We start from the raw sequence: 11,080 nt of genomic DNA, 5'->3' as shown, positions 1-11,080 counted from the left end.
CGGTGCAGCCGATGGGCCCGGCAGGCGCCGGTGCCCCCGTGGCCGGTGCGGCGGGCGCGGGCGCCCAGGGCGCGGAGGACGCCGAACACAAGTCGTCGTACCTCATCCAGCCGGATCCGGACGACATGTTCGGTCCCGCCGAGGCCGTCACCTCCGGCGTCATCGGCGCGGACTTCGACGATGACGACGAGTGACCCCGGGCTGGCCTGATCGATGACCCAGCCCGCATCGAGCCCGATCACGGCGCTGGAGTTCGACTTCCTCTGGGAGCTGGCCGAGCCGGGCGAGGTGCCGTACCCGCTGGTGCGGACGTCGCACGGCAGGACCGTGGGCGAGCGTGATCAGCTGCGCCGCACGGTGCTTGCCGACCTCGCCCGGCGCGGCATGCTCGACGGCGCCGGGCGGGTCGAGCCGCGCTTGGCCGGGTACTTGGAGATCCTGGCAGGCGGCGAGCTGACGGTCGACGCGGTGCACATCGCCGAGCGCGGCCGCAAGGCCGTCCGCGTGGTGGCCGGTGCGCTGGACGGCCGTGGGCTGCTCGCGGTGCAGGACGAACGCGGCCTGTGGCTGAAGGAGATCCCGCACGACGGGCTGGCCAGCGCGGTGGTGTCGCTGCTGCCGCCCGGCGAACGCGGCACGCTGCGTTCGGTGACCATGCCGGTGGACGAGCTGATGACCGGTGCCGGGGTGGACTTCCTGCAGCGCAAGGACCCGTCCGGGCGGCAGAGCCCGATCGACGAGGACCGCAAGGTGCTGGCGCAACTGCACGCCGAGGAGCGAGTGCGGGGCGGCCAGATCGGCGCCAATGTGCGGACCGAGGTGGGCACCAAGGCCCGCTCCCCGGTGTTGAGCTGGTTCGATACCGTGTCGGGCCGGTACCTGACCAGGGCCAGCACCGGCACCGACGGCCGGGAGTGGATCACCGTGGCGCCCGCGGATGCGGCGACGCTGCGGGAACGCATCAACGAGATGATCAACGGGGTGCAGCGCGCGGACAGGGAGGTCGTGTGAGCGAGCGAACCCTCACCCCGATGCAGTTCGACTTCCTGTGGGAACAGCTGGGGTTGGGCGAGCATCCGTATCCGCTGCAGGTGCCGTCGCACGGCAAGACGATGAACGAGCGGGTCTCGTTGAAGCACCGGGTGGAGCGGGAGCTGCGGTCGCTCGGCCTGAAGAACTCCTACGGCGAGCTGGAACCGCAGCTGGACACGTGGCTGCGGGTGCTGGCCAGGCCCCAGGTGAGCGTGGACGCCGCGCACATTCCGGAGTTCCGGCATCCGCCGGTGTGCGCCATCGCCGCGCACGACGGGGAGAACGCGGTGCTGGTCAAGCAGACCAAGGAGGCCATCACGTTCCGGCCGATCTACCCGGACGCGCTGGCCTCGGAGATCATCTCGCTGCTGCCGCCGTGCCAGCGCGGCACCGAGCGGTCGGTCACCCTGTCGCTGGACGAGGCGCTGCGCACGCGCCCGGCGCTGGTGAAGGTCGGCCCCGATCCGGCGGAGCTGGAGCAGCAGAAGGAGAAGGAAAAGGAGAAGGCCGAGGCGAAGCCGAAGTCCCGGTTCGGGCTGTGGCGCAGGGAGCCGGAGGAGCCGAAACCGGAACCGGTGCGGCGCAAGCCGCTGTCCGAGCGCACGTCGGGGAACCCGCAGGAGGACTACGCGCTGCTGATCGCGCAGCCGCGGTTGCGCGGCGGGCAACTGGCCGCGAACGCGCGGGACGAAGCCGGCCAGAAGTTCCGTTCCCCCGCGTTGGCCTGGTTCGACACCGTCACCGGCCGGTATCTCAGCCTGGCCCGCCCCGGCCCGGACGGTCACGAGTGGATCACCGTCTCCGGCGCCGACGCCAAGACGTTGCGCACCAGGCTGGCCGAGATGGTGTCGTCGGTGCAGGCGCAGGCGGGGCTGAGTGTCTGATCGAGTCGGCGGAACCGGTGCCGCCGGTGCGACGTTGTCATGACGACGAGTCGTCCGCTGGACTGTCCGTATGCGTACGTGGACGTGGGTAGGAGCTGCTTCCGCGAGGGCGGTACGCTGGTAGGACGTGGTGTCTACCCGACGTTTTCCGGGTATGCACGCGGCGTGATGGCAGTCCGCGCAATCAGGGAGGTCAAGGCCGCCGAGGCCGATCAGCATGGACCGTAAGCGCCTGCTCAAGAACCCCCTGCTATGGCTGGTCGTGGCCATCGCAGCGTTCTTCTTGATCTCCACCCTGACGGACGAGAACCGTGACTACACCGCGGTGCCGACCTCGCAGGCGATGCAGCAGATCTCCGCGAACAACGTCGCCGAGGCCGTCCAGAAGGATCGCGAGCAGGAGATTCTCCTCACACTCAAGGAGCCGGTCGAGGTCGACGGGCAGCCGGCCACCAAGATCATCGCGCAGTACCCAGCGGGGGCAGGCGAGGATCTGGTCAACCAGCTGGTGAAGAACGACGTCAAGACGACGTCGGAGGTCACCCAGGACACCATCTGGGGCCAGCTGCTGATCTACATGATCCCGCTCGGCCTGCTGCTGTTGCTGCTGTTCTGGATGATGAACAACGCCCAGGGCGGCGGGAACCGGGTGCTCAACTTCGGCAAGGCACGGGCCAAGCAGCTCAGCAAGGACATGCCGAAGACGACGTTCGACGACGTCGCGGGGGCCGACGAGGCGGTCGAGGAGTTGCAGGAGATCAAGGACTTCCTGCAGAACCCGGCGCGCTACCAGGCGCTCGGCGCCAAGATCCCCAAAGGCGTGCTGCTCTACGGCCCGCCCGGCACCGGCAAGACGCTGCTGGCCAGGGCGGTCGCAGGCGAGGCCGGGGTGCCGTTCTACTCCATCTCCGGTTCGGACTTCGTGGAGATGTTCGTCGGTGTCGGTGCCTCGCGCGTGCGCGACCTGTTCGAGCAGGCCAAGCAGAACGCGCCGTGCATCATCTTCGTCGACGAGATCGACGCGGTCGGCCGCCAGCGCGGCGCGGGCCTGGGTGGTGGCCACGACGAGCGCGAGCAGACGCTGAACCAGCTGCTGGTGGAGATGGACGGCTTCGACTCGCGCGGCGGCATCATCCTGATCGCCGCCACCAACCGGCCGGACATCCTGGACCCGGCGCTGCTGAGGCCGGGCCGGTTCGACCGGCAGATCCCGGTGTCGGCGCCCGACCTGCGCGGCCGCCGGGCCATCCTGCAGGTGCACGCCAAGTCCAAGCCGCTGGCCCCGGACGTCGACCTGGACAGCCTGGCCAAGCGGACCGTCGGCATGTCCGGCGCCGACCTGGCCAACGTGCTCAACGAGGCGGCATTGCTCACCGCCCGGCAGAACGGCACCCAGATCACCAACGCGGCGCTGGAGGAGTCCGTCGACCGGGTGATCGCCGGCCCGGCGCGCAAGAGCAGGATCATCTCCGAGAAGGAGAAGAAGATCACCGCCTACCACGAGGGCGGGCACGCGCTGGCGGCGTGGGCGATGCCGGACATCGAGCCGGTGTACAAGCTGACCATCCTGCCGCGCGGGCGCACCGGCGGGCACGCGCTGATCGTCCCGGAGGACGACAAGGAGCTGATGACCCGCTCGGAGATGATCGGCAGGCTGGTGTTCGCCATGGGCGGGCGCACCGCCGAGGAACTGGTCTTCCACGAGCCGACCACCGGCGCGTCCGCCGACATCGAGCAGGCGACCAAGATCGCCAAGGCGATGGTCAAGGAGTACGGCATGAGCGCCCGGCTGGGCGCGGTCAAGTACGGCCAGGAGCAGGCCGACCCGTTCCTGGGCCGGTCCGCAGGCCGGGACGCCGACTACTCGCTCGAGGTCGCGCACGAGATCGACGAGGAAGTCCGCAAGCTCATCGAGACCGCGCACACCGAGGCCTACGAGGTGCTGTCCACCTACCGGGACGTGCTCGACGACCTGGTGATGGAGCTGCTGGAGAAGGAGACCTTGCACCGCAAGGACCTCGAGCGCATCTTCGCGAAGGTGGAGAAGCGCCCGCGGATCACCGTGTTCAACGAGTTCGGCAAGCGCAAGCCGTCGGACAAGCCGCCGATCAAGACGCCTGCCGAGCTCGCCGCCGAGCGCGGTGAGCCGTGGCCGCCGCCGGGCAAGCAGGCCAAGCCGGACGCGGCCGAGCAGCCACGACCGCAGGAAGAGCCTGCCACCCAGGTGGTCACGGCCGCGCCGGAGGAGCCGGTCACCGGTCCCGGCGCCAACGGCGGTGGCACCAACAGCGACAATCCGTACGCGTACCGGCCGGCCAGGTCGAACGGCGGGGCGCCGCCGAACTACGGGGCTCCGCCCGGCTGGCGGCCGGCGACGTGGCCGAAGCGACGGACCCCCGGCACGTACACCCCGCCGCCGACCCGGCCCCCGGGCGTGGCGAACGAGCCGGGGCAGCATCGACGGGACGACGAGGACGGTCATCATCAGCGGTGAGCACCCGCGGCTGCGTGTCGACGTCAACGAGTACGAAGACGTCATCGCTCCGCGAGAGGATTCGGATTCGACATTCGATCTGGCGCGCGCCGAGAAGGCCGTGCGCGAGTTGCTCATTGCCTGTGGCGAGGACCCGGACCGACCCGGGTTGCAGGAGACCCCTGCCCGGGTGGCGAGGGCCTTCCAGGAGATGTTCGCCGGCTTGCACACCGACCCGGACGAGGTGCTGGACCGGACGTTCGACGAAAGCCACGAGGAGCTGGTGCTCGTCACGGACATCCCGATGTTCAGCACCTGCGAGCACCACCTGGTGCCGTTTCACGGCGTGGCCCATGTCGGGTACATCCCGGACGAGCGCGGCCGCGTGGCCGGCCTGTCCAAGCTCGCCAGGCTGGTGGATCTGTACTCCAAGCGACCGCAGGTGCAGGAGCGGCTGACGTCGCAGATCGCCGATGCCCTGGATCGCAAGCTCAACCCGCGCGGGGTCATCGTGGTGATCGAAGCCGAGCACCTGTGTATGGCCATGCGGGGAATCCGCAAACCAGGCGCACGCACCACCACGTCGGCGGTGCGGGGGATCCTGAAGACGTCCGCGGCCTCCCGCGCGGAGGCGCTCGACCTGATCAAGGCACGCCGATGAGCTTCCAGTTGCCACGCCCAGGGCGTTGCGTGGTGATGGGGGTGCTCAACGTGACGCCCGATTCGTTCTCCGACGGTGGCCGCTACCTGCACTTGGACGACGCGCTGGCGCACGCGGCGCAGATGGCCGCGGAGGGCGCCGACCTGATCGACGTCGGCGGCGAGTCGACCAGGCCGGGTGCCGAGCGAGTGGCCGCCGAGGTGGAGCGGGACCGGGTGATCCCGGTGATCAAGGAGCTGGCCGCCGACGGGCTGGTGCTGTCGGTGGACACCACGCGCGCGGCTGTTGCCGCCGCAGCGCTGGAGGCGGGCGCCGCGGTGATCAACGACGTGTCCGGTGGCCTGGCCGATCCGGACATGGTGCATGTCGCGGCGGACGCGAAGGTTCCGCTGGTGCTGATGCACTGGCGTGGGCACAGCCGTGACATGGACCGCCTGGCCGTCTACGACGACGTGGTCACGGACGTGCGCGACGAGTTGAGCCGCCGGGTGGACGCCGCACTGGCGGCCGGGGTGTCGGCCGAGCAGATCGTGCTGGACCCCGGCCTGGGGTTCGCCAAACGCCCGCACCACAACTGGGCTTTGCTGCACCGCCTGGGGGAAATCCTCGACCTGGGCTTTCCGGTGTTGATCGGCGCTTCTCGCAAGCGGTTCCTGGGCAGTCTGCTCGCCGTCGGCGACACGCCCCGGGAGCCCAGCGGCCGGGAGGACGCCACGACTGCCGTCTCGGCGCTGGCTGCGGCCAACGGGGCGTGGGGCGTGCGGGTGCATGCCGTCCGGCCGTCGCTGGACGCGGTGAAGGTGGCGCACGCCTGGATGCGGGGCAAGCCGTGACGCGCGGCGACCGCATCACGCTGACCGGTTTGCGGGTGCACGGCCGCCACGGGGTCTTCGACCACGAGAAGCGCGACGGCCAGGATTTCGTCGTCGACGTGGTCGCCTGGCTGGATCTGGCCAAGGCGGCGGCGACGGACGACCTGGCGGACACCCTGGACTACGGCGCCCTTGCCGAGCAGGTGGCCGCGATCGTCGGCGGGGAGCCGTGCGACTTGATCGAGACGGTCGCCGAGCGGATCGCCCGGCACGTACTGAGCGACGAGCGGGTGCAGGCCACCGAGGTGACCGTGCGCAAACCGTCGGCACCGATTCCGCGCGAGTTCGCCGACGTCGCCGTGACCGTGTACCGACGGCGGGAGGGTGCCGGGGAGGACGCTCGGCAACGATGAGCGACGCCGTGTTGTCCCTTGGATCGAACCTCGGGGACCGGCTGGCCTATCTGCAGCTGGCCGTGGACGGACTGGGCCCCCGGGTGCGCGCGGTGTCCCCGGTGTACGAGACCGAGCCGTGGGGCGTCACCGACCAGCCGCTGTTCCTCAACGCCGTGGTACTGGCCGCGGACGACGACCTCGACCACTGGGGCTGGCTGCGGCTGGCCCAGGATCTGGAGCGCAAGGCCAACCGGGTGCGGGAGATCCGCTGGGGCCCGCGAACGTTGGACGTCGACGTGGTGACGGTCGATCAGGTGCGCTCGGACGATCCGCGGCTGCTGCTTCCGCACCCCGGGACACCCGACCGCTCCAGCGTGCTGATTCCCTGGCTGGCCGTGGACCCGGATGCCGAGCTGCCCGGTCACGGCCGGGTGGATGCGCTGCTGGCGGCGCGCCCGGCACAGGAGCGGGCCGGTGTCGTGCGGCGGGACGATCTCGTGCTGCGCGTTGCGTGACGAGCCTGCGCCGGGTGCTCCTGGCTAGGCTGGCGGCGTGCACTTCACCCGGGTCACCGACTTGTTGCTGGCCGGCGTGATCGGTCTCGGTGCGGGGTACCTGCTGTTCGAGGTCGCCTCGTCGCAGATCCCGCGGCTGCCGACCGCCGCTGGCCTGCCGTTGGCGGTGCTGGCGTTGATCGAAGGCATCCTGGCGCGGTGGGTGAAGTCCAGGATCACCCGGCGGCAGGTGACCCAGCCGATCGTGGTGGCGCGGTGCGTCGTGCTGGCCAAGGCGTCGTCGTTGCTGGGGGCGGTGATGCTCGGCGGCTGGCTGGGCGCCTACTTCTATCTGGCGGGCCGGTCGAGCGTGGTGGCCGACGCCGAAGTACCCGCCGCGTTGATCGGTGCGGCCTGTGCCGCGGCCTTGATCGGCACGGCGCTGTGGCTGGAACACAGCTGCCGGACCCCTGACCAAAGGGACGCCGAGCGGGACGATCGGACAACGAGCTCATAGTTCTCGACACAGATTGGTCTCGGGCCGATAACTACCAGGTACCCTCGGGGCCATGCATCAGGACGGACACCGGTCGAGCCCCGCGTGGCTGGTTGCCGGAGCGATCTTCGCCGTGGTCGCCACGGTCCTGCTGGTGCTGTCCGATGATGCGCGCTGGTTGCGCCTGGGCATCGTCGCCGCGCTGTGGGCGGCGTTCCTCGGCGGTTTCCTCGCCACCCACTACCGCAGGCAGGCCGATCGCGCGGTGGAGTCGCTGGAAGACGCCCAGGCGATGTACGAGCTGGAGCTCGAGCGGGAAGTCGCCGCCCGCCGCGAGTACGAGCTGCAGGTCGAGGCCGACGCGAAGGTGGCAGCGGAGGAAACCACGCGCAAGGAGCTGGATGCCTTGCGCAACGAGCTGGCCACGTTGCGCGAGACGTTGCAGCGGCTGATGAACGGCGAGGTGCTCTACGAGCGAGTGGCGTTGACCGCGCAATCGACCCGCATGCGGTCACTGCGCAGCGAACCGAAGCCGAAGACGATCGACGCGCCGTCCAACCGGACCGACGGACCGCAACGGCAGTTGCGTAGCGCGCTGGCCGATCAGCGCACCGAGTTGTTGCCGCCGGTGGTCGATACTGCGCAGGAGCGTGACGGTTCGGCAGGCGCCGATCAGTCGGTGCGGCCGGGGCCGCGCCGCGGCGCGAACCGGCCGGTGGACGGCCCGCCGTCGTTCCCGGACGGCCAGCGGGGGCCCGGTGCGCGGGATCACGACCGGGCGGGCGGCCCGCGCCGTGAGGGTGCGGCTCGGCCGGATGCCGGTCGTGGCAGGCCAGCCGAGCCCGCGCCGCCCAGGATCCGGGAAGACGACTTCGCCCGGCGAGGCCGGCCGGAACGGCGCGGCGACGGCCGTCCGCCCGGCCACCCCGGCGAGAAGCCGGTGCATGCGGCGGCGCGATCGCCCGAGCCGGCCCAGGTGCGGCCGGCCCCACCGAATCGGGACCGGCACGCGGGCTTCCCCAACTCCAGGGACGAAGGACGTGAGCCACCGTGGCTGGGGCGTCGTGGCGCGGGCGCTGAGCCGCCCGCAGGTCGGCCGGAGCAGCAGCGGCGGCCCGATCCGGGCGAGGAGCGTGGCCGCGCACCGAAGGAGGACGTACCGCCGTGGCTGGCCGGTTCGGAGCCGAGCAGGCCGGTGCGGCCGCAAGGCGGCGACGTCCCGCATCGCCGCGGGCGCGATGCCGACGAGGCGAGGGCCCCGCGCGGTCGGCACGGAGCCGACGGTGACGACGTTCGTGACGAGTCGATCTTCGACGAGAAGACGCACATCACGCTCAACCCCACGTTGCCGCCCGCGGTGCGGGAGAACCTGCGCCCGGGTGGCCGTCGCCGCAAGGAGGAGCCCGAGCCGGGGTCGCCCGAGGTCGGCACGACCGGTTCGCGTCGCGACCGGGACGACGAGCCGGAGCGGCCGTGGTTGCACTCGGTCGAGTCGCAATCCGCGCAGCGCGAGGAGGAGGACGAGGCATACGGTTCGCACTCGTCCGGCCGCTCGGTCTCGGAGCTGCTGGCCGCGTACGGCTCCTCAGTGCCGCGCCGCCGTCGACGGCGTGACTAGCGGGCATCGTTACCCCGGAATCCCTGGCGCTCACCGAACGGTCGCCACGCCGGAATCCCGGCCGCCCACCGAACGGTCGCCACGCCGGAATCCCGGCCGCCCACCGAACCGTCGCTACACCGGAATCCCGGCCGCCCACCGAACCGTCGCCACGCCGGAATCCCCGCCATCGAACGTCGGTACCGGGTAAGCCGTTGCGGCGAGGGCTCCTCGTTCTCCCGGTCCGGGTAGGGGACCGTTCCATTCGGCGCAAGGTCGCCGGAACGACCGGAGTGGCCGGCAATGCACCTCCGTCCTGGTGTGATCGGTCACCTCGGCGCAGCCGAAGCCGATCGCGGTGAGTTACGCTGCCTCGCGTCGTCCGGTACCCACGCCGCGTGGGACTGGAACGAGCAAAGGAGCAACGATGCAGGCAAGCTCCCCGATGCCGCACGACGGCGGACGGCGGGAGGCCAGGTTGGCCGTCGGCGTGGTCTCCGCGGGCCGCGTCGGCAGCGTGCTCGGGGCCGCGCTGCGGCGCGCCGGGCACGAGATCGTCGCGGCGTCCGGAGTGTCCGCCGCATCCGTCCGCCGCGCCGAGACCCTGCTGCCGGACGTCCCGCTGCTGCCGCCCGACGAGGTGGCCAGGAAAGCCGATCTGGTCCTGCTCGCCATCCCGGACGACGCCTTGGCCGGGACGGTGCACGGCTTGGTGAACACCGGGTCGTTGCGGTCCGGCCAGATCGTCGTGCACACCTCCGGCGCCCACGGGGTCGACGTGCTGCGCCCGGCGGCCGAAGTCGGCGCGCTGTGTGTCGCTTTGCATCCCGCCATGACGTTCACCGGCCGCGCGGAGGACATCGAGCGGCTGGGCTCGGCGTGCATCGGAGTGACCGCCGCCGAAGGTGACGACGCAGCGGCCAACGTGGGTGAGGCGCTGGCGGTGGAGATGGGTGCCGAACCGGTGCGCATCCCGCAAGCCGCCCGGCCGCTGTACCACGCGGCGTTGACGCACGGCGCCAATCACCTGATCACTTTGGTGGCCGACAGCGTCGACCTGCTGCAGCGGGCAGGAATCGCCAACGCCGAGCGCGTGCTGGCCCCGCTGCTGTCGGCGGCGCTGGACAACGTGCTGCGGCACGGCGACCGCGCGCTCACCGGCCCGGTCGCCCGTGGCGACGCCGGCACGGTTCGCACCCACCTGGGTGTGCTGGTCGACGAAGCAGCCGATGTCCTGCCGTCCTACACTGCGCTGGCCACCCGCACGGCGACCCGGGCGCATGCCTCCGGCATGCTGCGCGACGACGGGTACGCAGCCATCAACGGGGTGCTGGGGAGAGGAACCCGATGACGTCGAGTCAGTCGAGCTTCGTCCGCGGCAAGCTGAACGTGATTGCCGACCCTGCCGAGGTGTCCCGCACCACGGCCGCGCTGCGTGCCGTCGGCCGCACGGTGGTGCTGGTGCCGACCATGGGCGCGCTGCATGCCGGGCACATGGAGCTGATCCGCCGCGCCAAGCGCATCCCCGGCAACGTCACCGTGGTGGTGTCGATCTTCGTCAATCCGTTGCAGTTCGGGCCGAACGAGGACCTGGACCGGTACCCGAGGACGCTCGAGGAGGACCTGGCCAAGCTCGAGCAGGCCGGGGTCGAGCTGGCGTTCACGCCGACCGTGCAGCACATGTACCCCGACGGCGAGCCGCGGGTGACGGTGCACCCCGGGCCGCTGGGCGACGAGCTGGAAGGCGCCAGCCGCCCCGGCCACTTCGCCGGGGTGCTCACCGTGGTGTCGAAGCTGTTCAACATCGTGCGGCCGGCGTATGCGTTCTTCGGCGAGAAGGATTACCAGCAGTTGGTGCTGGTCAAGGCCATGGTACGGGACCTGAACATGGACGTACGGGTGATCGGCGTGCCCACGGTGCGCGAGCCGGACGGGCTGGCGCTGTCGTCCCGCAACGCCTACCTGTCGCCGCGCGAGCGCGAGCTGGCGGTGACGCTGTCTGCCGCGCTGACCGCGGGCGCGCACTCCGCCCACAAGGGCGGTCCGGCGGCACTGGCCGCCGCAGAGGCCACGTTGGCCGCGCGGCCCGAGGTCGAGGTGGACTACCTGGAATTGCGTGATCCCCAGCTCGGCCCTGCCCCCGAGACCGGTGCCGCCCGACTGCTGGTGGCCGCGAAGGTCGGCGCCACCCGGTTGATCGACAACGTGGGGATCGTGCTGGGCGAACCGGAGTGAC

The 11,080-nt window shown here is 71.0% G+C and carries 11 protein-coding genes and 1 pseudogene; all 12 read left to right on the top strand.

Features of this window, described 5'->3' with window-relative positions; translation table 11 throughout:
* Positions 1 to 194 (top strand): annotated as a pseudogene (locus CXP56_RS10035) (hypothetical protein); the annotation flags it as partial.
* Between the two features lie 19 nt (positions 195 to 213).
* On the top strand, positions 214 to 1,011 hold the full coding sequence (locus CXP56_RS10030) for an ESX secretion-associated protein EspG (protein WP_028848562.1): 798 nt from the start codon (positions 214 to 216) through the stop codon (positions 1,009 to 1,011).
* The gene (locus tag CXP56_RS10025) at positions 1,008 to 1,916 is read left to right on the top strand and encodes an ESX secretion-associated protein EspG (protein ID WP_479267083.1); all 909 of its coding nucleotides are present in this window, start codon (positions 1,008 to 1,010) and stop codon (positions 1,914 to 1,916) included. The genes CXP56_RS10030 and CXP56_RS10025 overlap by 4 nt, the downstream gene beginning before the upstream one ends.
* Before the next feature lie 217 nt (positions 1,917 to 2,133).
* Positions 2,134 to 4,410, top strand: coding sequence for an ATP-dependent zinc metalloprotease FtsH (gene ftsH, locus CXP56_RS10020; RefSeq protein ID WP_286900889.1), 2,277 nt, complete (start codon positions 2,134 to 2,136; stop codon positions 4,408 to 4,410).
* Between the two features lie 43 nt (positions 4,411 to 4,453).
* Positions 4,454 to 5,050, top strand: coding sequence for a GTP cyclohydrolase I FolE (gene folE, locus CXP56_RS10015; protein ID WP_286900890.1), 597 nt, complete (start codon positions 4,454 to 4,456; stop codon positions 5,048 to 5,050).
* Complete coding sequence (folP, locus tag CXP56_RS10010) at positions 5,047 to 5,883, top strand: dihydropteroate synthase (protein ID WP_286900888.1); 837 nt, start codon at positions 5,047 to 5,049, stop codon at positions 5,881 to 5,883. Before folE ends, folP begins: the two co-directional genes overlap by 4 nt.
* Complete coding sequence (gene folB, locus CXP56_RS10005; RefSeq protein WP_286900886.1) at positions 5,880 to 6,275, top strand: dihydroneopterin aldolase; 396 nt, start codon at positions 5,880 to 5,882, stop codon at positions 6,273 to 6,275. The genes folP and folB overlap by 4 nt, the downstream gene beginning before the upstream one ends.
* Positions 6,272 to 6,772 (top strand): 2-amino-4-hydroxy-6-hydroxymethyldihydropteridine diphosphokinase, encoded by a 501-nt coding sequence (gene folK / locus CXP56_RS10000; protein WP_028848568.1) that lies wholly within the window; start codon positions 6,272 to 6,274, stop codon positions 6,770 to 6,772. The genes folB and folK overlap by 4 nt, the downstream gene beginning before the upstream one ends.
* Positions 6,773 to 6,809: 37 nt before the next feature.
* The gene (locus CXP56_RS09995) at positions 6,810 to 7,268 is read left to right on the top strand and encodes a DUF3180 domain-containing protein (RefSeq protein ID WP_028848569.1); all 459 of its coding nucleotides are present in this window, start codon (positions 6,810 to 6,812) and stop codon (positions 7,266 to 7,268) included.
* 52 nt (positions 7,269 to 7,320) lie between these two features.
* Positions 7,321 to 8,865 carry a DUF6779 domain-containing protein gene (locus CXP56_RS09990; protein ID WP_028848570.1) on the top strand — a complete coding sequence of 515 codons (1,545 nt, stop codon included), beginning with the start codon at positions 7,321 to 7,323 and terminating at the stop codon, positions 8,863 to 8,865.
* Between the two features lie 406 nt (positions 8,866 to 9,271).
* Positions 9,272 to 10,195: a Rossmann-like and DUF2520 domain-containing protein gene (locus CXP56_RS09985; RefSeq protein ID WP_084609332.1), complete on the top strand. Its 924-nt coding sequence runs from the start codon at positions 9,272 to 9,274 to the stop codon at positions 10,193 to 10,195.
* Entirely contained in the window at positions 10,192 to 11,079 is an 888-nt protein-coding gene (gene panC / locus CXP56_RS09980; RefSeq protein ID WP_028848571.1) for a pantoate--beta-alanine ligase, read from the top strand. The genes CXP56_RS09985 and panC overlap by 4 nt, the downstream gene beginning before the upstream one ends.
* The last annotated feature ends 1 nt before the right edge of the window (position 11,080 follow it).

Source organism: Thermocrispum sp., from assembly GCF_002919275.1.
Lineage (GTDB): Bacteria > Actinomycetota > Actinomycetes > Mycobacteriales > Pseudonocardiaceae > Thermocrispum > Thermocrispum agreste.
Note: the sequence above shows the minus strand (reverse complement) of the source record. Positions and strands in the feature narration are given on the sequence as shown.

Excerpts from the sequence above, each read along its gene's own strand:
- CXP56_RS09985 (WP_084609332.1), top strand. The coding sequence starts at position 9,272 with ATGCAGGCAAGCTCCCCGATGCCGCACGACGGCGGACGGCGGGAGGCC.
- folK (WP_028848568.1), top strand. The coding sequence starts at position 6,272 with ATGAGCGACGCCGTGTTGTCCCTTGGATCGAACCTCGGGGACCGGCTG.
- CXP56_RS10030 (WP_028848562.1), top strand. The coding sequence starts at position 214 with ATGACCCAGCCCGCATCGAGCCCGATCACGGCGCTGGAGTTCGACTTC.
- ftsH (WP_286900889.1), top strand. The coding sequence starts at position 2,134 with ATGGACCGTAAGCGCCTGCTCAAGAACCCCCTGCTATGGCTGGTCGTG.
- panC (WP_028848571.1), top strand. The coding sequence starts at position 10,192 with ATGACGTCGAGTCAGTCGAGCTTCGTCCGCGGCAAGCTGAACGTGATT.
- folP (WP_286900888.1), top strand. The coding sequence starts at position 5,047 with ATGAGCTTCCAGTTGCCACGCCCAGGGCGTTGCGTGGTGATGGGGGTG.
- CXP56_RS09990 (WP_028848570.1), top strand. The coding sequence starts at position 7,321 with ATGCATCAGGACGGACACCGGTCGAGCCCCGCGTGGCTGGTTGCCGGA.